We start from the raw sequence: 24,195 nt of genomic DNA, 5'->3' as shown, positions 1-24,195 counted from the left end.
TATGAGATTATTACTAACTTTTATATTTATATTCGTATTTAATTTAAATTTTACTCATGCAGAACAAAGTGAAGAAAAAGTACCAACTGTTACTACAAAACAGTTTAGAGATTGGACTTTGCGATGTGTTACTGAAAACAAGAAACAAAAATGTGAAATTGTACAATTTTTACAAGTTAAAAATTTAAATCTACAATTTACAGTAGTGTATTCTGAATTTTCAAATAATAAAAATGAGTTAAAAGAATTAATCAATATAATTACTCCTCTAGGTGTTAATGTTCAAAGACCTGCATCAATAAATTTTCATAAAGGAACTTCTGTTAATTTACCTTTTATAAAATGTGAAGTTGTTGGGTGTATAATATCAATTTCAAATGATACTACCGATCCCGCGATAGAGAGTCTTTTTAAACAGATTAAAGAAGCAATGACAAAATCAATCTACTTTGAAATTTTAGTTGATGGATTTAGAGAAAAGCCATTTTTAATTAAATCTTCATTACAAGGTTTTGAAGATGCGCTAACTGAATTTGAAAAACAAAAAAATTAAAAATTTGTGAAAAATTTAAAAAAATACCTTGGGCTTATTTTTCTAGCGCTGTTAGTGCTAATTAAAATCCAGGACAGTAATTTTGTTAAACGAATAGAGAATATCTCATATGATATTTACCAGTCTATTTTTGAGGAAAATAGCGATTTTAATGATGTTTTAATCGTTGATATTGACGAGAAAAGTATAGGTGAAGTAGGCCAATTTCCCTGGAGAAGAGACGTATTTGCCAACCTTGTTGACAAATTAGAGAATTTGGAAGCATCAGTAATTTCTTTCGATATTTTTTTTAGTGAAGAAGACAAACAAAATCCTAGCAAAATATTAGGAGAACTTAATATTTCTAATGAAGGAGTATTAGACTCTGACCAATCCCTAATTACTGCAATTCAAAATTCAAATGTAATACTGCCAGTTTTAGGAGACATTTCTGTTTTTGATAAAATGAATAATTCTAAACCAAAAACAAACTTTATATCAAGAGGAGGTGATGCAGAAAACTACTTATATAATTTTAAAAATAAAATCACTTCACTTGAAGTTATAAATAATGCAGCAAAAGGTATAGGTAACATTTCATATCTTGATAATCAGGATGGTGTCTTGCGGTCATTACCAATTTTACTTAAAATCGATGGAGATATCTGGCCATCACTAAGTTTAGAAACATTAAGATTGTTACATAAAAATAAAAGTATTTTAATTCAATCATCAGAAAGTGGAATAAAAACAATTAGAACCAAGAACTATAGTTTGAATACAGATCCAAATGCAATAGTTCATATCAACTATAAAAAATTTGGTAAAGATAAATACATTTCAGCTGTCGATATTTTAAATGACAAAATTAGTAAAAATATAATTAAAGATAAAATAATTTTAATTGGAAGCTCAGCACAAGGTTTATTTGATTTTGTTAAAATACCTAGTGGAAAAGTTATCCCTGGAGTTGAAACACATGCTCATGCAATTGAAAATATTATAAATAACGACTTTATAATTAAAAACTTAAAAACAGATATTATTGAAATAATTATATTATTAATTTCTTTAATCTTAGTATTAATAATTCCAAAAAAAGTTAATCCAAAACTAAGTATAGTTTTTTTTGTAGGCTTATGTGTATTTCTAATAACTTCTAGCTTAGTCTTTTACCAATTTAATTATTTTATAGATATATTTTACACTACTTTAGGCTCTGCATTTCTATTTTTAGTTACACTGTATTTTAGATATCTCCAGGAAAATGAAATAGCTATTGAAAATGAAAAAAAACAAATAGTTTTAAAAAAAGAAAGAGAAATTGCTGGAGAAGTACAAAAAAAATTATTTCCAAAAGAATTTGAACAAAAAAATATTCTTTACGCAAAGAATGTTCCTGCGCGAGATGTTTCTGGTGATTACTACGATTACATAAAAATATCTGAGGATGAATTTTATTTCACATTAGCAGATGTTTCTGGCAAGGGAGTTAAGGCTGGAATACTAATGGCAAATGCTGCAGCTGTTTTTAGATCGATGGCAAAACTTAATAAAGAAGTATCTACAATTGCAAGATACATTAATAATCAAGTTGCGGACTCATCTTATCAAGGAATGTTTATAACTGCAGTTGTAGGAAAATATAATATTAAAGAAAAAAAAATAGAATACATCAATCTTGGGCATGAACCAATTATGGTTTATGACGAAAATTTTAATTTTGAATATTATAAATCTACACTACCTCCGCTTGGAATTATGGCTATGGATAATGACGATTTTTTTCAGACAAACGAAATAAGGTTAGTAAATAAAAATTTAGTTATCTATACAGATGGTGTTACAGAGGGATACTTAGAGAATAATCAAGAATTAGAGGCAAAAGGTGTAGAAAAGGAAATTAGTGATAATAAATTTAAGTCGCCTGTAGCAATTATTGAGCATTTAAGCGATATTTTAACTAAAAGAAAAGAGCCTTTAAGAGACGACATTACCTGTCTGATCATCTCCGGATTTTAAGAATTGTTATGAGAATACTGATCTTTCTTTTTTTTATATTTATTTCAATCACTAAGGCTCATGCAAATTTAGTTTTAAGTGAAGTTTTAAATAAACCGGAAGATCTTGAACAAGCATTTTTATTTGTTGATCAAGAAAAAGATAACAAAGTTAATGAGGCAATTTATGCGCTCGAAGTTTTAAAAAAAGTTTATCCAGAAAATTTAGAGATCAAAATAAAACTATTTTATCTTTATGAAAAAACTCAAAATGAGACAGAGTTAAAAAAAATATTAAATGAGTTAAAGGAATTTGAAAACGTTCCAAGTTATATTGTTAGTAAAATAAATGAATTAATTGTTTCAGAAAACAAATCTGAGAAAGAAAATTTACAAATATCAAATGATAATTCTAAAGGAATAAAATATTCTGAAATTCTTAACAATCCAACTGATCTTGAATTAAATTTGAGATTTGCAAAGGAGCAAGAAAGTTTAGGAAATTATAAAACTGTTATTGCAACTTTAGAAAGACTATCAGATCTATACTCAGAAAATTTAGATTTAAAATTATATTTGTTGTCAATATCGTTAAAAATAGATTCTAAAGAAAGAACAAAAGCAATTATTGATGAAATAAAACAGAGTGAAAAATTAACAGCTGATATCAGAGAGCAACTTAACTCACTAACCCAAACTTTAGAAAATCAGAAGAAACCTAGAGATGAAAATGACTGGATTAGATATGTAGACTTTGGTGTTAATCTTGCAGAAGAAAACAATGTTAATACTGTTTCAAATTCTAAAACATTGTATATCAGTGATAGTTTAAGTAATTACGCTGCTGATACTATTTACGAAGATTCTTATAGTGACATCTTTATAAGAACAGGAGCTTTTAAAAAACTATCTGATACTTCAAATTTAAGTTTAAGTTTAGGTAAAAATGTAACAAGACAGAATAGAGATAAGAATAAAGAAAATGATCTAGATTCTTTATTTGTTAATTACAATAAACAATTCAATAAAAATTATACGTCCGCTTTCTTTTCAATGAATAACAATAATTTTGTTAATGATGCTGAAAATGTAATTTATAATGTTACTCTTGAAAACAGATATCTAACTAAACCAAATCAAAATCTGTTAGTATCTTCAAATATGGGTATTACAGATTATAGAACAGATACTACCTTTAGTTCTGCAGATAATAAAAATAATACTTATTATGGACTTGCAACGGGTTATGAATATTTTTTGAGCAATACCAATAATATAAAATTTAAATTAGGTATAAATCAGTATAACGCTAAGCTAGACTCTTATGGATATGAAAATAACTTTTATACTATTTCAAATTCGGGAAAAATTGGATTTTTAAATTATACAATTTCACATTCAAATAACTCAAATAAATATGATAAATCTGACACTTTCGTAAAAAGCGATACGGTCAGAGATGATGAGATTGTAACAAATAGTGTTACACTTTCTGGAAATTTAGAAGATCTAATAAAGAATATGTATATAAAGAATGTTTTTTACAATCTTTCTTATTCTGATATAGAGTCGAGCTCAAATATCCTTAACTACGACTATGATAAGGAAATAATTAAATTTGGATTAACAAAAAGGATGATGTTTTGAAGAAAATATTGGCTCTAATTTTAACCCTATTTTTTATCAGCCATTCAGTTGCTGATGAGAAAATTGTAGGTGCAATTACATTATCGATTGGAAAAATTACCAATCAAAAAGGAGAAATATTAAAAGCTGGAGATAAAATTTTCTTTGGAGATGAAATTATTTCTGATGGAAAATCTAAATCTCAAATAATCTTTTTAGACGAGACGGTTCTTACAATCGGAGAAAAAACATCAATAACAATAGATGAATTTGTTTTTGATCCAAGTACATTAGATGGTAGCTTCTTAGCTACACTTAATGAAGGTAGTGTAAAAGTTTTAAGTGGATTAATTAATCAGAAGAACCCTGAAAAATTAGAAGTTAAGACTGCGGCTGGAACAATAGGTTCAAGAGGTACAGAGTTTCAAACAATTATAGATGAAGAAGATAATGCACAAGTATTGCTGATTGGTCCTGGGGAAGACAATACCTTAGGATTAAGGCCAGGTGCGGTAGAAGTTGCAAATGAACTTGGGAGTGTATTATTAGATACACCTTTTTCATTCACACAATTATCTTTAAATCAAATTCCAACACCTCCAGTTGAAATTACACAAGAACAATTACAACAATTCCAAAATTTTTTAGATGTTAAAGCAAACCTTGATGTTCAAGAAGTAGAGAGTGCAATTAAAGAAGGTTTATTTGATGATCAACAAATAAGTGGAAATGAAATAATAGGTGAAATAGTAACCACAGCCTTAAATTTAAGCGATGGTGGATTAACTTTTGACCAGATTGCAGAAGTACTTGGTGTTGATGTCGTCGATATTATTGGTGAAGAAGGTCAAGCTGAATTTGAAAACGAGTCAGCAGAAAACCAAATTGCGATGGCAAATGCTGAAGGTGGAGACGGTCTAGCATATATTTTACGTTATGGTGGTACCAATTTAGGAGAAACAAATTATGGAGATTTCCAAGGTATAACTTCGGGAACCTACACTTATACAGGTAATAATATTAATATGGCTGCAACTAAAGGAACTGGTTCTGGGACTTTTAGTGGTGTAACAACAGTTAACTTTGCATCTCAAACAATTAATAACACTTATTCAGGAACATTATCTTTAAATGGTAATCCAGATGTAGATTTTAGTTATTCTTTTACAACTGATTACTCAAGTGGATCTGCATCTACTTCAATGTGGGGAACTAATAATGGAATTTTTAGTATAAATAATTCAAACGGTACAACTGCGACAACTACTAAATCAGGTGAAGAGGGATTTATTCCAACTAACTTTGCTACTAATGCTTCAAGTTATTATGCTGATGCTGCAACGGATTTCTTTAACGTTCAAATGAATGGTTCTCCAAATCCATCAACTGGTTCTGTAGCAACAATTGCTTTAAATGTTTCTGATTATAATACAAATGGAACTGATACAGAAAATACTATAGATGGCCAAAGAACTGGTATTATGCCATCAAGAGATTAAAATTATCTATTATTCCAAGATATAGGTGTAACAGTAACAGCGTTTCTGCTTCCTATAGCTTTTACAATTCCAATTTCTTGATTCAATGAAGTATCTCCATACACTAGCTTAATTTTAATTTTTCTATTTCCTGGAGTAAAGTCGCTAGTATCAGTACTTTGATAGTAAACTTTCTGAAGCTCGTCTCGCCATTGTTGAATGGTTGCAACCTCACCAGATGGTGACGTAATTTTTAATGGTGAATTACTAGAAGCTACAAAATCAGCTGTTTTAGACCACCCTGTAGATAATGCTAAATCACCAGTGGTATCAACTTTAACAGAGTCCTCATCGCTTATAAAAATACTATTATCACTTCCATCATTGTAAAAAGAAATTTCAGCTCTTTCAGGACCTAATAGTACATTAATGTCATTATCATCTTCTTCAATATCTGCACCAGTAAAATCTCCTACACTTCCTCCATATCTAATGATGAACCCTTCAACATCGGAGCTAGCCATACCGCCTCTAGTCATAATTCCAGTTGTAGATGCAGAACTAGTTTGTTGGAAAACAAGATAATCATTTGTATTAGCAGCTGGATGAGAGCTAATCCAATTTGAGCTTTCAAAAGGACCAACTCTAACGCTTGATTGACTTGATCTTGTTGTTAAATAGTTACAGCTTGCCTGGTTTTCTATATTATCAATTACCTGTTGATTTGTACCAACAGGCACATTTAATCGTACTCTCCAAAACTCTTTGTCCTTCCAAGGTCCAGATGTATATCTCCAAAATCCAGATCTAAAAATTCCACCCTGACATTCATCTGTTCCATTGACCCAAACTTGTTTATCATCAGTTACACCAAGCTCTTCAATTGCATCTAGATCTGCGGATGTTGTAACATTAGCTAAATAACCTTGAATTCCACAAAGGTTTTGATAACTCGCTTGAAAATTTGCTTGATTGTAACTTAACTCAGTATCTTTTAACTGATAATAATGTTCAGCGTTACTTGGCTTTTGAATATCTCCTAACAATACCTCTATTTCTCTTGTTCCATCAGCAGATGCATTGTGTTCAAAATACATAGATTTAATTAAATCAACATAATTTTTACAAGTTGCATCTCCAGACAAAGTAACCTCGCTAGTTTCATTTCCTGTAGCAGTTAAATTAACTGCATTAAGTTCCTCTGAGCCTACTACAAGTTTGTCGCCAGTTTCAGCTCCTGATTTTATTTTTACAATGGCTTTTGTTACTCTCCTATCAAAAAGTTTAATTACTCTTTTTGTAGCTATTCTAATATTAGGATCTTCATCATTTTCCATACCCCCGTATTCTAAAACTAACCCTCTTATTGAATAATTAAAGTTATTTGAATAACTTGCGCTCCAATTGTGTAAATCATTCCATGTGAGCTCATCATCGTCATCGAAATGAGTTCCTAATAAATGAATACCATGTTCTGTTTGTGCAACATTATTAGGTTCTCCAGTTCCATTCCAATTTCTAAATGGCATACCATCAACAAACACTTCACCAATTTGTTGACCTTGAGGATCATTAGAACCAGCTGTAACACCTCTTTCCCAGGTTCCATTATTTGCAGAAGGTGTTCCAGATGCTGTTCGTGTTGGAGCAAAAGCCAAACCTCTTCCATTCCATAACATACCTTCAGGTCCCGTCATCCATCTCCATACAGGACATTCTGTGCTCGTTACCGTATCATCAATGTTTGTAAACGAATCTGTAAAATATCTTTTTGTATTATTGCCTGTAATTGCTGCATTTGAAGACAAAGCTATTTTAGGATCTTTATAAAACAATGTTAAACCAGACTGAGATTGGGGGTTTGCGTTTGATGCAGTTAGTGATGAAGATCCTTTTCTGTAATATTCATTCTGATACCCTTCCAGTAACCACATTTGAGCTGAACTTGCTGTATAATTAGACCAAGAAGTAGAATTTATATTATTTCTAGTATCTAAATCGACAAGTCTGAAAGTTGTATTGGAAACGACCCTAACTCTATAAAATCCAGTTGCTAGTTGTGTCATACCATCAACATTCATCTGATTTGCAGTGCTAATATCTGCAATCTTAATGATATCATCACTGGTAAGCCCATGTGCCGAACTTGTTGTAATTAATGCCGGATTAGCTTTTGATATTGATGTAATTGTTCTCGCTGTTGTTGTTTGATATTTTTCAACTATATTTCTAACATATCTCGTACTAGCACCATAAGTTTGGCCATTTCTATAAAATGGTATATTTTCAAAATCTCGTAAAGCTTGAAAATCAGCTGTTGCTTGAGCTCTATTAGATCTTTGTCGGAAACCACCACATTTATTTAAATTAGCTACAGTATTTGCGTTATCCGACATAGCTAATCCACCCATCCATCCATTTCCAACTGCTTTAGTTGTAATGATATCATTTTCAGACTCGCTTGTTATGGTTGCAAGGTATCCACTTTTTCCAAAATAATCTAATTGTCTAGATAAAGAGAACGCCTCATTCATTCTTCTATTTTTATTATTGTATAGATTTTGACTTGAATTAGCAGTTCCATCTGGTCTAGCAGGAAACTCATAAAATTCGTAGAAGTGATTGTATCCATCTCTATGCTCTTCAACATGAAGCGGACCTAAAGAAAATAAAATTGTTCTTTCTCCAAGCGAGGCTGTAGTAGTTTCAGTGTCTTCACCTTCTGTGCCGTCTGAACCATCTGTTCCTTCATAAGCATAAGGGTTTGCTCCTTCTTCTGCATCTACTTCTTTTGAATTGTAATATTTTATAGATTCAAATGCTTGTGTCCAAACATCTACGTCTGCACACGGTGCATCAGACTCATCACCTTCATACATAGTCCAATTATGTGGATTATAAATAGTAGGAGTTTGAGTTAAATCTAAAGAAGAACCACCAGTTATCGTACCACCTGAAGTATTTTTCCAAACTCTATTATTAAACCAAACAAAATCATCAGCTGAATAAGTTGATGTTGAACTCCAATCATTTGGTTTACCAGAATGAACCATAGTAAGGACTCCTGTGTAGGCATTCCAACCTGGGTAATCATCAGTCGTGTCATGATCTACAGAAGATGAAGATGTGTCACCTGTTATTGCTGAAGGATAATCTTCAGCATCAGTATCAAGTTTTAAATAATCTTCAATTACATCTGGGTTGGTGTCTGCATCAAGATCTAATAAGTCTCCATCACTGTTTCCATCTACTGGAGCTACATATGTGTCTGCCTCTATAGTGGCTCTTGCGACACAAAAATTATGGCCACTAATATCTATTTCATCTGCATCGTCAGTATCACCATCTTGGTTAATATCATGCTCTAAGCTAAAATGATCAAAACCTCCATATTCAACAACATAACCAGTGATACAATCTAGTCCTCCAGAACTACAATTTGGAATTCTTCTTAAATCATTCCAACCTCCGTTGGTTCTACCGCTTCTATTTATTTCCATATCAGCATATGGCTCTGCTGAATTATTGGGTTCACCACTTTGCCAGTTTGTATAGGATACACTCATTCCCATTAAAGGTCCTGACTCTGATTGCATATTAGCTGCATTCGAGGTTGGATTTCTCCAATCTGAGTTTGATAGCCAAATATAGTGTTGATCACTAGATTGATCTAATCTTGTCCCATAGTAATTTTCTCTGGTTTCTCCAGCGGCAACATGAAAAGGGGTAACTCCAGTACAGCCAGACTGCGTACTGCTATTGCACATTACAGCATCTTTAATAAATTCATTTTCTTCAGCGCTTTCTATAGAAACTAAATATCCTCGCATACCTCCACAAGTAGATTGCTCAGCTCTTCTTTTTGCTTCCCACCAGTCAATCGAGTCACCGTTATAACCCAGATCAGAAGTTACATTTGGTGCAGTTGAAAAATATTTATAATAGTGGCCATAACTATTATCACCTGAATTTGATGTAAATTGTACACCGTCACAATCGCTACCCAAAACCTCAGACCAATCATCTTCAATAAAATCGTCACCAGCTGATTTTCCATCATCTTTTTCTAGGAAATACAATTTATCTTCAAATTCTGCACAGTCTCCTTCAGAGTATGACGAGGCTGCACTGAAATCTGTAAATGAATTAGAGTTACTACATTGCTCCATAGACCTTTTAAAAACATAAAAGTTTGTATTGGTATTATCCTTGGTTTGAATTTTAATATCTCCAGTTACTCCTTCTTGAGCAATATAGTTATTTAAAGGTGTTATTAATGGAGTACCTTCTTGACCAGTTAAATCATTTAGGTCTTCTTCTGTGAGTGCAATTTTACCATCTCCTACATCTCCTTTTTGAACTGGGGCTGAAACAATTAATTCAAGAGGAACGATTTGTTCTTGAGGTCCTTTTCCACATGATAAAATTTTGTAGTAAACAACATCTTCTCCAGGTGGAACATTGATCGACGGTGCATCGTCTGTTGTTGAAGTAACTGGATATTTAACAATTTCTGTTTTCCATAAAGTTCCTTTATTTCCAATACCATAAATCGTTGCATCATTTTTTCTATCAGCTGCTCTTGAGGTATTAAAATCTTTAGCAGTATTACCTGATCCTTCATTAAACTTATAATATGAAACTAATCCTGGTTCAGAACCTGTTAATCTTCTTCTATTATTGTTTGCAATGTCAGTGCCTGATCTTGATACATTCCATATTCTCATTTCAGCAATATTACCAAGCCAAGGAACACTTTGAATTATTGGATCTCCAGTCAAATAACTACTAGGATTAAAGCCAGCCAAACCTTCTCCGATTGCTAACGGCCAAAAATCTCCTTCAGGTAATGTCTCAGGAGGATTAGTATAACCAGATTTAGGTCTAGCTCCTATATCTGCATTATATGTTCCACTTAAAGTTCCATTTTGGTAAATTCTTACATTACCGGTATCAGTACTCCCCGGTGTACCTCCATCCCATACCCATGCAATGTGAACCCACTCATCCTTAACAGGAGATCCAATATCTCCTTGGTCATCCAAAACAACTTCTCCAAGTCTTGGAGACCACTCATCATTTTTAACTTTAAATACTAAATCCCAAGTTCTACCCCATTCAAAAGCATGCATGTCATAAGTAGATCCTGGCTGTTTATTTTGTATCCACATTTCAATTGTAAATTGATCGTTTGGAAAATCTTTAAAGTTTTCAACAAGCGCAAAAGATCTGTCTGTGTAAGTAGTATCTTTTTCAGTATTATTTTTTGAGCCTTCTGCTGAGAAATAAATAGATCGAACTACATCTGCATGCCTTTGAACAAAAACCTCATAAGACATGTCCTCAAATTTTGGATCATCTGTTCCAAGATTTGCATTTATTCTTTTTGCATAATAAACATCTTCACTAGAATTGGTAAAACCATGCCTATTAAGACATTTATTATCTGAGTCAGCGACATTAAGGGTATTCTGAATATCAACTAGAGTAAAACTATTTGAATTTAGCTGATCAGTGATCCATTTCTGACCTTCTTGTAATCCCGTTTCCGCAGCAAGATTTACTTGTTGCATAACTGAATTTCTTGAAACACTTTTTAAATCATTGTCATAATAAAAAAACATAGCTCCCGTCATAATTGACAATGCTGAGACGACAGCAATTACAAATACAAGGACAAAACCTTTTTCGTTTTTTTGTTTTTTCATTATGAGTCGCTCCAAAGTTGCTGTCTATCAATGTAACTATGAGTTTCCTTACATCTATTTGACAACATTCCAATAACAACATCTTCTCCATCAACTGTTACTGTTTTTTCAGCTATTTTTACAGATGGTTGTACTGACCTTTCGGGATATTCAAATGTAATTACAGCCTCATCCAAGCTAGTAGTTAGTGGGACTGTCTGTCTCCTAAATACCTTCTCACCTTCTTTTCCTTGAATATAACCCTCAATGGTCATTGCTGCTTTTGTTTTATAAACAGTGATATTTTCCATTGCTGTTTCTGAGCAATCAACTCTATCTACATATACTTTTTCTGTAGTAGTTAATTGGTTTCCTCTTAAATCTGTAGCAACAATTCTTATAGAGAAATATTTTTTATTTGAAGGTAAATTAGACCATCTAATGTCACTATCATCATTTAAAACTAAATAAAATTTATCATCTTTTTGATCAATTCTAAATCTAGTTCCATGATCTACATCTTTATCAGCATCATCATTTGGAACCTCTCCAAGATTAAATCTTACAAAATCATGTGTATCAGGTTCTTGAGTACTAGTAGTATAAATCTCACCTACTATTAGATCTTTGTTATCATCCTCAGCAATATCAAAGTTATTATTATCTGTGATGGCTGTTCCATCTGCTTCCTTAAACGATACCCCTGTAGGTGTAGTGTTTCCAATATTAAAACCAATATAAACTTTTTTTATGTCTGAAATTCTATTATTAGAGGTATCTTCTGATTGAACTGCGTAATAAAAAGAATCTTCTTTTGGTGTACCATCATTAAAACCAACTGCATAAGCTTGATATCTGAAAGAACCATCGGCAAAAACATAAATAGTATTTCCTGCGGTAGTTGTTACTGTTGCCCTAGCACCACTGTAAGAGTCCTTATCTTGGGTATCATACATTTCTCCTATATTTGGAAGTTCTGTATTATTAGCCCAAACTGCTGTGGTTGCCCTCCACTCTCCACTCAATCTGCAATTCATAGATCTATCAGAACCATCTACACTTTGAGTTTTAATTGAACCTGTTTCATTTGTTCCTCTACCACCGATTTGTGCACAGTTAGCTGATGAATTTGACTGCACTAAAACTTCTATGTGTTCTCCAAAGGGATCATAAGATTTACTTAGCAAACCATATATTCTGTTTACTGTAAAATAGTCTTCGTCCATGTAATAATATAAATTTTGCGCTTTAGGCATTGGTTTATTTCCATCAGTTTTGTCAGGGATAAACCTTGGTAGTCTTGCAATTTGAATATTAGAATACCTATTGTCAGGTTGTGAAAAAGAAACTATTGCAACAGAACCCTTTTGAAATCTTTTAAACCCTTCTGTTTTTAATTCTTCGGTATCATCATCTCCGCTTGGCAAACTAATAGAAGTTGGTGTTGTATCTTCATTATAAGGCCAAGCAGACAAAGTATGATCAAATAAATCTCCGTCACTATCAAATCTATAATCAAATGCTGTGAACCTTTGACTGTTGCTGTTAGCTACATGTGGTTTGTTATCTATGTTAGCTCTAAATTTATTTGGATGGTATGTCAGAGTAATGGTATTTTTAACTCCAGTATTTTTTCCGTGTCCACATCCCCATTTATGAGTTGCACCAGGATTGTAACTGATTCTTGAAAATGAACTCCCTCTATTATTACAGTTCCTAGAACCAGTATTTGCTGGTCTGGTACTATCAGTTCTCATGAAAAGTCTATTGTATCCATTCTCATTAAAATCAGACATTTTTGATGAATTGGGAGTAGACCATCCCGTTAACCTGTTCATATCAGCATGTGATAGATAGGATCCTTCGTTATAACCACAATTTCTAGTGTGATCGAACTCATAACCTTTGAAATGATGTAGATGGATAGCAGATCTATTACCTTGTGCCCCCCACCAAGACCATAAATACATGTCATAAACAAGATCTGCTGGCTCACCCCACCATTCATTTTTTTCAGAAGCAGATAAACTATCCCATTCTGTTTTATCACTACTTCGTAATGAGTTTCTTAATTTAGATGCACTAAATCCAGATGTGCCATTTAAACTTTCATAATCAATTCCAGCGCAAGCTCTAATTCTACCATCTGGCCAAGTTTTTTGAACTACGCTAGGTCTTTGATATCCTGCTGCAAATCCTAACATGTCGTCATCCATCCACGCACTCATATCATGATTACAATCTGGATAACCGCCAGAGCAAATCATTCCTTTTAAAACAAAAGAGTCATATTCCTCGGTAGATGCTAAAAAAGAAGGAGAAGCTAAATTTTGCTGTATATAAAATGATCTTCCATCATCTGTTAAATCATAATTAGGACCTCCATTATAACTTGATGTTCCTTTTCTCTCATAATTTGCATCTCCATAAGTAAAACCTTTTGCTTCCCAAGTATGCAAATTTACATCAGAAAATTGAGGTGCATCATACTTCATTACTCTCACCTGATAATCTTTGTACGCCTCATTTTGATCTTCCCAAGGTTGACTATCACAACTTGTATCCAAATCTGCTTTTAACCTAATCGTAAAATCTTGATAACCGTCAGAGTTAAAAGTGTAATTTGTATCTAAATTATCTAAAGTGCCCTCAAGAGTTAATGATCCATCCCATTCACCATCATCAGCAGAATTATTATTATTTAAATCATCATATCCAGATGTTACGGTAAGACCTGGAGGTAAATTGGCGGCAACTGTGGTTGTAACCAACTTTAATCTCATTTCGTCATGGCTAACACTTGGTATTCCAGTTATTGCGGGTGGTTTTTCTGAATTAAAAACTATAGCATCGTGTGTCCTAGTAAGACTTGTCCCTCCAACTGTTTCACCTTGATGAAGTATGATAATATCATCAGAGGTTGTAAAGTTTGCAAGCTGAATATCTCTAGTAAGATTATTTGCACACTGAACTTTTAAACTACCAGTAAAAGGTATAACAGCTGTCCTATTTTCATGAAGATCTTCTTCATCATAAACATAATAAGTTTTTCCACCAAAGTTTAAATTTCTCATGTAAGCAGAAGCTGTATATTTTTCTGTTACTTTTTCATCTTTAGAGACAAGAGTGATTTCAAAATCAATATGCTTACTTCTAATTCTAATTCCAATTTCATCAAAAAACTGGGCAACAGGCATCCAGTCTGCATCGACTGTTGTATTGACAGTATCATCTTCGTCACAATTTGTTGTGTTCCAAACTTTTTTCTTTAATACAGTTTTATCAGTAATAGGAGAGTATGGAGCTTTTAACTCGTACTTAATTAATTTTCTTTGAATATTTCCACTATTATCCTCGGTATCAAAACAAAATGATACAATTTCTCCAAACTCAGTATCATCTGCAACTTCTGTACCATCTGTATTTAAAACCTTTACCGGCACTTTAACTTCACCATCGGTACTATCAGGATGTTTATAACCAGCCATCTTGCTATCGTGTTGTAATACATGTAGTGCAAATCTAGCCTCCTGTTTCATATTATTGTGATTGATTTGTCTGACAAATGTACCCTGAAAATTATTATAAATTGTGTAAGTTGCTCCCATTACGATTGTTGAAACAACCACAGCAACTAAAGCTTCGGTAAGAGATAATCCTTTTTGAGTAATAAAATTTTTTAAATTCATTTTAAGTTCCAGCTAAAAATAATCTTCTAAATTTTTCTTCAATTTTGTCTTGTTTAATAATTATTGTAACTTGTTTCTTTTTGACGGTTTCATAAATATCAACTCCATCTTCTTGATCTGTAACTCCATCATTATCTTTATCAACAGGGACATCTTTTTCGATGTCTTCAATTTCTAATAATCTCTTATCTCCAGTTCTTGCAGGACCGAGATGCTTCTTCAATAAAGTTCCCCAATTATCTAGGTCAGCCAAAACTTTTTGATTTGTTATTGTCGCTTTATATGTGGTGTCTTCAAACTTTGTCATGTCTAGATCATCATAAGGATCTAAACTACCTTCAGAATTAGATATAAATGTAATTGGAGCATTTTCTGTAGCATCAGATGCCATATTTTTATTTGGTGTATCATCAGGAACATCTGATCTTTCCAAAGATAAAGTAGTGTTGTTATCATCATCGAAAGCAGTTGAGTCTGTAATTTCGTATTTACCACCCACTCCCTCGATTATTATTTGATCTCCATCACCTGGTAATTGAGCAAGACCCTTTACTTTTAAAGAAGCACCTGCTGTTGTATCTTCAAATACTCTTGGATTTCCATATTGCGCAGCTACAGGATTGTAAACAGCAGCAAGTTCTTCAAACATTAATTCTACTGCATAAGCAGCTTTGTCAAACTTCCTTAAATTTGCAAAATCTCTTTCTTGATAAGATTGTAATGTCATAAATACAGTTACTGCTATGCCCAAAACACCAGCCGCAGTCATTCCCTCAACCAAAGATACACCCCTCTGAAGTTTGTGTTTTAAATTCATTACATTCTATTCCCATTATTAAAAAAACCTGTCTCGTAAGTGTGTAAATAATCTTTTTTTCCTCCAGCATTTTCAGAGGCTTGAATTTCTCCTCTGGCATTTTCAGGTGAGGATCCATCAGGTAAAAAACAAAAAAAGTTATTAGAAGCAGAAACTTTTGTACAGCTACCTGTCGTAGATGTACATCTACTGATTGTCATATGCTCAAGTTCTTTTGTTAAATCTGTTAGCTTAGTTCCTTTATCATTTGTGCCATCAAAATCAGAACATTTGGTGGCTGTAGATTTATGATATTCTACATTGTATCTATTCAATCCTTGTGCCTGCCAAACTTCTAAATCTGCAGTATTGTTAGAAGTATCATTTACAATTCTGATCGTATAAGCGTTTCCATCTTCAAGGGACAGTTGTCTAACGTAATTTATTTGACCTCGAATTGTTGCAAGATCACTCTCGAAATTATCTTGATCACCAAAATTATCAATTGCTGGAAAACCAACTGCACCAATAATGGATATGATGGCTATAGTAGTCATCAACTCCAAAATACTGAAACCTTTTTCTTTGATTTTCATTAAGGTCTATCCTACAGCTTGACCAATACTGAAGATTGGCATGTACAAAGCTATCATAAGAACCCCGATAATCGCACCAATTATCACAATCATTAATGGTTCTATAATTGAGGATAAGGCCGCAACAACACCATCAAATTCTTCTTCATAGTAAGTTGCAATTGACTGGAACATTTCTTCCATATTTCCTGTTCTCTCACCAACGGCTGTTAACTGTGCAAGAGCTGGAGGGAATATATGTTCTTCTTTTTGTAGTAACGCAGACAATGTTTGACCAGTTACTATCTGCCTCCCAATTCTCTCTAACGCATAAATAAAAACAAGATTTGTAGTAACAGATTTAGAAATTTTTATTGTATCTATGATACTTACTCCAGCTCTAGTTAGATTGGCCATAATCATACACATCCTAGACACTGTTGCCTTAACAATTAAATCTCCAAACAAAGGAAATTTTAAAAATCTCTTATGCATTACATGTCTAAAGCCCTCTATATTTTTGTACATGAAGTTATAAGAAACTCTAATAATTACGATAATTCCCACGATTTTCATTATATTGGTTGGATTAGCAATAAATCTACTCGCATTAACAATAACTAAAGTTGCTGCTGGAAGTTGAACACCCATGGAGCCATACATTTTCTCGAAAACAGGAACAACTTTCCACAACATGAAAATTGTAATTACAGTTGCAACTGTCAAAAGCATTATCGGATAAAACAATGCACTTTTAATACCTTGTTTAATTTTTGCATTTTTCTCTAATAACTCTACAAGTTTAATTAAAAATTCATCTAATTTACCACTAGCTTCACCTGCAGAGATCATATTCAAATAAATATTATCAAAAATTTTTGGATGCTTGGCAAAAGCATCCGTTAAATTCATTCCACCATTTAAATCTTTTATTATGGTATGAGCAGTCATTTTCATCTTCATATGAACAGTTTGATCTCTGATCATCATTATAGACTCTAAAATAGGCAAACCCGCCTTGATCATAGTTGATACTTTTTTTGTAAACTGCAGTAATTCCTTCGGTGGAACTTTTGCCCAAGGTCCAAAATTTAAATAAATATTTCCTTTTGCAATAATAATAGGAGCGTTACTTATAGGAATATCATCTAAAGATGGTGGACCTTTCTTTTCGGATTTACCGTTACCTTTTTTAATTGAGGTAACAATAATTTTCTTTTTCCTAAGTTCTACTGCAGCACTTTTTGGATCAGATGCAGAAATTACTCCATTAATTTTTTTTCCAGCTTGAACACCAGCATATTGAAATGTTGCCATAAACTAAACTACTAAAATTCTAGAATATTCTTCAACAGATAATATACCTTTTTTAATAAAATTTCTGCCAATAACTTGCATAGTTTTGAAACCATCCTTAATTGCAACTTCAAGCATTTCATCTCCTCTAGCATCTCTCAATATCGCAGCTTCTAAGTTAGGAGTTTTTTTTAACACTTCATAAATTCCTTGTCTTCCTTTGTATCCTGTGTTGTTACATTCTGCACAACCTGTACCCATTTTGGGTGTAAAGGTATTTAACTCTTCCTCTTTAAAACCGTATTGTAATAAAGTTTCTTTAGTCGCTTTTTCGTCATCAACTGTACAAGAAGAGCAATTCTTTCTCGCCAACCTTTGAGCGACAATTAAACTTAAGGCTGATGCAACCATGAAACTTGGAACACCCATATTTACTAATCTGACAACCGTAGAAACCGCATCATTTGTATGAAGCGTACTTAATAATAAGTGTCCAGTTAAAGCTGCTTTAATTGCAATATCTACTGTAGATTTATCTCTTATTTCTCCAACTAGAATTACCTCTGGGTCTTGTCTTAAAAAAGATTTTAATATCGCTTCAAATGTTAAACCAATTTCATTGTTAGCTTGAATTTGTCCAACACCTTTTAAATAAAATTCAACCGGATCTTCGGCTGTCATTATATTTGTTCCGGGATTATTAATTTTTTTAATACAGCCATAAAGAGTTGTACTTTTACCGCTACCTGTTGGACCCGTAACCAAAACCATTCCTTGAGGAGCAGTTATAGCTGTAACTAAATTATCATAATCCTCTTTATCTAGACCGATTTGCTCTAAACCAAGATCTGGCCCAGCAGCAAGTAAACGCATAACAACTCTTTCACCTTCTTTAGCTGGAATAACTGAAAATCTAACATCAATATCAACATCATCTTCATTTTTTGGTTGTGGATTTTTAAATTGAAGTTTTCCATCTTGAGGCAACCTTTTTTCTGAAATATCGCAACCTGACATAATTTTTAGCCTTGTCACTATTGCATTGTAATTCTCCATCAAAAATTGTTTGAACTGTAATTGTTCTTGGAGGACACCATCTTTTCTAAATCTTATTCTTGCCTCACCTCTTCTAAAAATTTCAATATGAATATCACTAGTGCCACTAAAAAATGATTCATTTAAAAGTTTATCGACAAATTCTACCACAGCATTCTCACCTTGGGTAATTTTTACATTTGGAACCTTCACATTTAAATTTGGTTTTGAAACTGATGATTTTTGTGATTGATTACTTTGAGAATCTTGTGTCGCTTCTATTACAGATTTAAATTTTAGTGCTTGATCTAAATTTGAAGGTTTTGCAACATACAACTCTACATTACATCCAGTCATGCTTTTAATCTTACCTGCTAATGTAGATTTAGTTGGATCAAATAAAGCAATTTTCAAAATTCTTCCATTAAGTTCGAATGGAAGCATTTCGTTTTCCATTATAAAATCTTTTGGAAGTTTTTTTACAGCTTCTTTTTTAATATTTTGCTCAGTTAGAATAGTTTTACGTAAAGCATAATTTCTTGAAACTGCAGAAACAATATCATCTTCGCTTACTAATTTATCATCAATTAAATACTCTAAAACCCCAAGAGGAACCTTGCCATTACTATCGTATTTTTTTTTAGCCTCGTTAAAGTTAGCTTCAGATAATTTTCCACTAGTTTTTAAAAGGTTTGAAATCTTAATACTTATTTCAGGATTTATTGAAGGCATGTTTAAAGTTATAATAAAAATTATAACTTATACAACATTTGCACTTAGGAATATTAACAGTTGAGTTTTATCGTCTTTATCAGTTGATTGTCTAAAAAATGCTCCTAGTAATGGAATTTTTGAGAAGAACGGCACATAAGTTTCACTGTTTTCTCTAGTATTTTTATAAACACCTCCAAGTACAGCTACATCACCAGCATTAATTTGGACTATAGATGTAAGCGATTCCTCGTTCGTTACAACGTCATCACCTGAGCTTTCACCTGGTGCATCATTTGCAAGTGATAATTCAATTTTTACTCTACTTTCTCCAACAATTTCCGGTTTCACCGTGATGCTTAAATTTTGTGGAATTTCTACTGTAGATCCTGCAGCATCACCTGAAGCTGGAATTACTTTTACTAAAGTTGTACCTTGAGTAAGAGTTGCTTCTTCACCGTCCATTGCAAATAGTTTTGGATTTGAAACTGTTTCTGTATTAGAGTCTTTCACTGATGCAGTGATTACAGCTTTGATCTTTGTCATTCCTATATTTCCAAGCAAAAATGCTCCTCCTGCCAAACTGACTGCATCTGATAAATCTGCATTAGATATAGCCTCGGGATTCGTATCTGCTACAGGTGTTATAGAAGTTGTGTTTCCTGGGTTAGTATCAATCCCTGAAAAGGTTATTCGGTCTTTTCCATTTGCAACTGCTGATGCATTGAGTGCATCTATGTTCGCACTAAAGTTTTTATTAAAGCCATCAGTTGCATTAACAATATAAGCCTCGATCATTACTTGTTTTTTTTCCAAGTCAATTTTGTTTAAAATATTTTCTGCCTGATTTAATTGTGCATATGTGCCTGTAATTATAATTTGATTATTTTTTTCATCATCTACCATAGTAAAACCTTCAGTCTCACCCATAACTTCCCCAAGAGATTCTACTAAATCTGTTGAACTTTGATAAAAGACTTTAAATATCTCTGTAACCAAAGGTTCAGAACCATCTCCATCGTTTGAAACTGAACCGCCAATATCTAAGGAAGCTAAATTATTATTTTCCTCTATAGTATTATCTATTTTAGCTTTTTCTAATTCAGCAAAAAATTCTTTTGTATGAACTCTTAGCAAACCAGAATCTTCATCAACAGTCATAATTAAACTGTTAATATCTAAGATAGCATAAACAGCAGAGCCCCATTTTATATTTTCAAAGTCTATAGTTATTTCGCCACTAACTTCATTACCTATGATAATATTTCTCTGAACTAATCCAGCGAATAATTTTAAAGCTGATCTTATATTCATATTATTAAGCTTTAAACTTACTTCAGTATCCTCTAACTTTTTAATCTTTAAATTTCTATCAATTAGTTTAAGTGATTTTTTTTCTAGCGCCTTACCCTCTGTTAAAGAGATTCTTCTTACTAACTTTTCCTCTTTTTTATTTTTATTTAAAATATCATTTGAATCTTGATTAAATTGTTCTGCAGTTTGTCTAAAATTTTCAGCACTTGCTTTTACATTGAAAGACTCAATTTCTTGAACAGCTCCTTTATCCTTTTGATCATAAGCCATTTTAGGTCTATTTGAACTACTACAACTTACTAGCAATGTAGACAGTGTTAATACCAGGAATAATTTAATAAATTTTGTCATTAATTGAATAAATCCTCAACATTTGTTACTGTTTCATTTTCATTATCATTGTTATTGTTTTCATTATTCTCTGTTTGATTTTCAATATTTGTATCATCATTGTTTACATCATCATTGGTTAAATCTTCATTATTTGATTGTGGTAATGATGCAATTGCCATTCCTACTATTGGAGTATTAATTAAAAACTCATATTCAATATTGTCCTCTAAAACAATCATTTTGTTTTTTTCAATTGAGACTATCACACCATCTCTATTTCCTATTCTATCACCCTCTCTAACCATAAATTGACTGTTACTTATCTCAATTATTGCAAGATTTTTTCTATTTATTTTAAAATCGTTAATACTCTTCTTGTCTAAGTTTTCATAAGTAATATTCTCATTCGCATAAATTGGAATTTTTACTAATTGATTTTCATTTAAAATAACTGTGTTTTTTTCAAAAGCATTAAATTTGATTAATTCACTTATCTCTCTTTCATATCTTCCAGCAATATCAGCTATTGTTTCGTTCTCATTTGTTACATGAATAAAGAAAGGCAGTAATAATTTATCACCAATCAAAATAATATTTTCATCATCTAGATCATTGTAAGAAGCAAGCTGTGTTGCATTTAAATTATATCTTTCAGCAATAGTGTTTAAGTTTTGACCCTCTTTTACGATATGAAATCTATTTGGTATAACTATCTTGTCACCAGTTACTAATTTTCTTGATCCAGGATAAATTGCATTTGCAATTTCTATTTCTCTTAACGAAAAACCGTATCTAAAAGCGATTTTCTCAATTGTATCTTCTTTCGAAATTGTGTGAGTAGTAGGTGTTTTTGCTCTGTCGATTTTTTTTACTTTAGCTCTTTGAAATTTATGATCAGATTCTTTGCTTAGTGCAACACCTTTTAATAAATAATCCCTTAGAGAATATGCGATGATTGGGTCAATATTTAAAACTGTAACAAGTTCAGTGCTCTCAGGTTCGGCCTCAACAACCTCAATCACCTCTTCAGTGTTATTAAATAATTCCTCTGCCAATTTCTCTTCATAAGCTTCTTCTTGAATTAATAAATCTGTCTCAGATTCATCTGTATCTTCAATTTTAATCTCAACTACTTCTGGCTCTCTTACAATACCAATTTCATTAGTAAATGGATCACTACTAAAAGAATTACTACAATAGAATAGAAAGATAGTTGTAAATATAAATCTTAGTAACATTATCCTTTACCTGCCTCTAATAGATCTAAAACTATAGTTTCATCATCAAATACCTCGGTTGACAGAGGTTTTAATGATAATCTTGAGTTAAATTTTTTTGTTATTTTTTCTTTTGGTAAATCTTCTTCTTTTACATCAGGTTGTCCAGCGACTGTGTAAAGTGCTATTCGATCTTGTTTGGAAAATTCAACTAATGCCTCAATTTTACTATCATTAACAACTTCATTTTCTGAAAAACTATTCATCATATTTACCACGGCTTGATCGTTCATAGCTACACCAGAAAATAAAATATTATGTTTTTCTTGTATTCCAAAACTAGTCAATCTGATATTTTTTGGAACTATTTGATTTAAACTTGCATAAAGATTTGCAGTCGTTTTTAAATTTGATCCAAAGGCTGCTGCAATTCTTTTATCTTCATTTATACTATCAATTTTTGCATTATATCCTTGCAAAAGATTATTTTTACTTTCGAGATCTTCTTCTAAAATTTTAGTAGCAGCTAATTTAGATGAATTATTCATTAATTTTAAAATTTTAAATGGAAGAACGTGTCCAATAATACCTAAAACAAAAATCATAGAAATCATTAAACAAAAATTGCCTAAAGATTTTGATCTTCTGTTAGTTTTTACCTGATCAAAATTAGATAAAAGATTTACAGAAATTATTTCGTTAGTTTCAAGATTAAAAGAATTTAATTTTCTTGATGCAATACCAATTGCTTCCGATGCAAGAGATTTATTGCTAAGTGAATCTATATATTTTTTTGCACTATCTGAAATTTCAGCAGAGTCCTCAGGATTATAAAGTTTAATAACAACATCTCCCAATTGTCGCTCAATTCCTTTCGAAACATTTTTAATTTTTGACTTATCTGAAATTACTGTAATAATATTTATAGGATCAAATTCATACTTTGTTTCATACTCAACTAAATATTGTTTAATTTGAGAACCTAGTCTTTCAAAAATTTCATCCCAAAATTCTGTTTCAACACTCTCAACTTCCTCAACTGTATCAAGCAATACTTGATCTGCTTCAATAATATTTAATTCTGAATACTGAAAACCTTTATTGGAACAAATAGTAATACTTTTCTCATCTTTTGAATAATTGAAAATAACATTTGGAGTTTCAAAACCTTCTTTCCCAAGAAGTATTCCTTGAGAGTTAACATGAGCAAACGGTGCTAGATCAATTACCACAGGATTGTAACCTGCAAGCCTAAAAATATTCGAATAAGTTTCCACAAACTTTATCTCCATAGCAACTAAAACTACATCCATTACACCAAGCTCTTCATTTGTACTCATAACAGAATAACTTGTTTCAAATTCATCTAAATTTTCAGGTGTTTCATCAAACTGATCCCAAAATCCACCTAAAGCAGTTGCCTCCCTTAAACTTTCTTCATCCATAATTGGAATTTGTAAATTATATATTTGTGCTTTGGATGTATCTAAAGAAACGGCAATGTCTTTTGTTTTAGTCTTAATGGAGTCTAATGCATTTTTTACTTGATCACTTAAATATGTTGTTGCGGATAAAAAATCTTGGTCTTCTCCAATTCCTGCTATTTGTTGATTAGAGAAATTATCAATTTTACAAACACCTTTTTTGTATGAAATTTCTGCAGCTTGAATAAATTTATCTCTAAAAACGACACCTATTACTTTTTCTTTTTTTGAGTGATTTTTTCCTATTAATTTAATGATAGGAGCAAAAGCTTTTGCAATAGGAGGTCCAATTTTATCAATCATAAATTTTTATAAAAACCGAATAAAATCACAATAATAAATACCGAATCGGTACACAAGCATTAGTTGTGTTACTTTATATATGTATCAATATTAAAAAAAACTTGAAAAGCTATAACTTT

At 32.0% G+C, this 24,195-nt stretch carries 13 protein-coding genes; 4 read left to right on the top strand and 9 right to left on the bottom strand.

From position 1 onward, the window contains the following. Nucleotide 1 precedes the first annotated feature (1 nt). The 4 genes from ACTTA0_RS02590 to ACTTA0_RS02575 are packed head-to-tail and all read left to right on the top strand — an operon-like array spanning nucleotide 2 to nucleotide 5,657. Nucleotides 2-553: an invasion associated locus B family protein gene (locus ACTTA0_RS02590; protein WP_440675952.1), complete on the top strand. Its 552-nt coding sequence runs from the start codon at nucleotides 2-4 to the stop codon at nucleotides 551-553. Nucleotides 554-559: 6 nt separating this feature from the next. Further along, nucleotides 560-2,554: a CHASE2 domain-containing protein gene (locus ACTTA0_RS02585; protein WP_440675950.1), complete on the top strand. Its 1,995-nt coding sequence runs from the start codon at nucleotides 560-562 to the stop codon at nucleotides 2,552-2,554. 8 nt (nucleotides 2,555-2,562) lie between these two features. Further along, the gene (locus ACTTA0_RS02580; RefSeq protein ID WP_440675949.1) at nucleotides 2,563-4,179 is read left to right on the top strand and encodes a hypothetical protein; all 1,617 of its coding nucleotides are present in this window, start codon (nucleotides 2,563-2,565) and stop codon (nucleotides 4,177-4,179) included. Beyond that, on the top strand, nucleotides 4,176-5,657 hold the full coding sequence (locus ACTTA0_RS02575; protein WP_440643598.1) for a FecR domain-containing protein: 1,482 nt from the start codon (nucleotides 4,176-4,178) through the stop codon (nucleotides 5,655-5,657). Before ACTTA0_RS02580 ends, ACTTA0_RS02575 begins: the two co-directional genes overlap by 4 nt. A 2-nt stretch (nucleotides 5,658-5,659) precedes the next feature. Here ACTTA0_RS02575 and ACTTA0_RS02570 read toward each other — a convergent pair whose 3' ends face one another. From ACTTA0_RS02570 to ACTTA0_RS02530, 9 genes are read right to left on the bottom strand one after another with little or no spacing between them, the layout of a single operon-like run. Further along, a complete protein-coding gene (locus tag ACTTA0_RS02570; protein ID WP_440675947.1) occupies nucleotides 5,660-11,344 on the bottom strand; it encodes a LamG-like jellyroll fold domain-containing protein in 5,685 nt (1,894 codons plus the stop codon). Then, nucleotides 11,344-15,012 (bottom strand): PilW family protein, encoded by a 3,669-nt coding sequence (locus tag ACTTA0_RS02565; RefSeq protein ID WP_440675945.1) that lies wholly within the window; start codon nucleotides 15,010-15,012, stop codon nucleotides 11,344-11,346. The genes ACTTA0_RS02570 and ACTTA0_RS02565 overlap by 1 nt, the downstream gene beginning before the upstream one ends. A 1-nt stretch (nucleotide 15,013) precedes the next feature. Further along, nucleotides 15,014-15,829 (bottom strand): type IV pilus modification PilV family protein, encoded by an 816-nt coding sequence (locus ACTTA0_RS02560; RefSeq protein WP_440613827.1) that lies wholly within the window; start codon nucleotides 15,827-15,829, stop codon nucleotides 15,014-15,016. Then, a complete protein-coding gene (locus ACTTA0_RS02555; protein ID WP_440613826.1) occupies nucleotides 15,829-16,404 on the bottom strand; it encodes a pilus assembly FimT family protein in 576 nt (191 codons plus the stop codon). The genes ACTTA0_RS02560 and ACTTA0_RS02555 overlap by 1 nt, the downstream gene beginning before the upstream one ends. 6 nt (nucleotides 16,405-16,410) lie before the next feature. Next, nucleotides 16,411-17,700 carry a type II secretion system F family protein gene (locus ACTTA0_RS02550; RefSeq protein WP_440675943.1) on the bottom strand — a complete coding sequence of 430 codons (1,290 nt, stop codon included), beginning with the start codon at nucleotides 17,698-17,700 and terminating at the stop codon, nucleotides 16,411-16,413. Between the two features lie 3 nt (nucleotides 17,701-17,703). Next, a complete protein-coding gene (locus tag ACTTA0_RS02545) occupies nucleotides 17,704-19,446 on the bottom strand; it encodes a GspE/PulE family protein (RefSeq protein ID WP_440675942.1) in 1,743 nt (580 codons plus the stop codon). 27 nt (nucleotides 19,447-19,473) lie between these two features. Beyond that, a complete protein-coding gene (locus tag ACTTA0_RS02540) occupies nucleotides 19,474-21,090 on the bottom strand; it encodes a secretin N-terminal domain-containing protein (protein WP_440675941.1) in 1,617 nt (538 codons plus the stop codon). Then, complete coding sequence (locus ACTTA0_RS02535) at nucleotides 21,090-22,310, bottom strand: LysM peptidoglycan-binding domain-containing protein (RefSeq protein WP_440675940.1); 1,221 nt, start codon at nucleotides 22,308-22,310, stop codon at nucleotides 21,090-21,092. The genes ACTTA0_RS02540 and ACTTA0_RS02535 overlap by 1 nt, the downstream gene beginning before the upstream one ends. After that, entirely contained in the window at nucleotides 22,310-24,076 is a 1,767-nt protein-coding gene (locus tag ACTTA0_RS02530) for a fimbrial assembly protein (protein ID WP_440675938.1), read from the bottom strand. Before ACTTA0_RS02530 ends, ACTTA0_RS02535 begins: the two co-directional genes overlap by 1 nt. Nucleotides 24,077-24,195: the final 119 nt, after the last annotated feature.

The organism is Candidatus Pelagibacter sp. HIMB1593 (assembly GCF_052047755.1).
GTDB lineage: Bacteria > Pseudomonadota > Alphaproteobacteria > Pelagibacterales > Pelagibacteraceae > Pelagibacter.
The sequence above is the reverse complement of the archived record's forward strand: the minus strand, read 5'-3'. Positions and strand labels throughout refer to the sequence as shown.

What these genes read in the sequence shown, in the direction of transcription:
- ACTTA0_RS02590 (WP_440675952.1), top strand. Translation starts at nt 2, where the DNA reads ATGAGATTATTACTAACTTTTATATTTATATTCGTATTTAATTTAAAT.
- ACTTA0_RS02580 (WP_440675949.1), top strand. Translation starts at nt 2,563, where the DNA reads ATGAGAATACTGATCTTTCTTTTTTTTATATTTATTTCAATCACTAAG.
- ACTTA0_RS02570 (WP_440675947.1), bottom strand. Translation starts at nt 11,344, where the DNA reads ATGAAAAAACAAAAAAACGAAAAAGGTTTTGTCCTTGTATTTGTAATT.
- ACTTA0_RS02565 (WP_440675945.1), bottom strand. Translation starts at nt 15,012, where the DNA reads ATGAATTTAAAAAATTTTATTACTCAAAAAGGATTATCTCTTACCGAA.
- ACTTA0_RS02560 (WP_440613827.1), bottom strand. Translation starts at nt 15,829, where the DNA reads ATGAATTTAAAACACAAACTTCAGAGGGGTGTATCTTTGGTTGAGGGA.
- ACTTA0_RS02555 (WP_440613826.1), bottom strand. Translation starts at nt 16,404, where the DNA reads ATGAAAATCAAAGAAAAAGGTTTCAGTATTTTGGAGTTGATGACTACT.
- ACTTA0_RS02550 (WP_440675943.1), bottom strand. Translation starts at nt 17,700, where the DNA reads ATGGCAACATTTCAATATGCTGGTGTTCAAGCTGGAAAAAAAATTAAT.
- ACTTA0_RS02545 (WP_440675942.1), bottom strand. Translation starts at nt 19,446, where the DNA reads ATGCCTTCAATAAATCCTGAAATAAGTATTAAGATTTCAAACCTTTTA.
- ACTTA0_RS02540 (WP_440675941.1), bottom strand. Translation starts at nt 21,090, where the DNA reads ATGACAAAATTTATTAAATTATTCCTGGTATTAACACTGTCTACATTG.
- ACTTA0_RS02535 (WP_440675940.1), bottom strand. Translation starts at nt 22,310, where the DNA reads ATGTTACTAAGATTTATATTTACAACTATCTTTCTATTCTATTGTAGT.
- ACTTA0_RS02530 (WP_440675938.1), bottom strand. Translation starts at nt 24,076, where the DNA reads ATGATTGATAAAATTGGACCTCCTATTGCAAAAGCTTTTGCTCCTATC.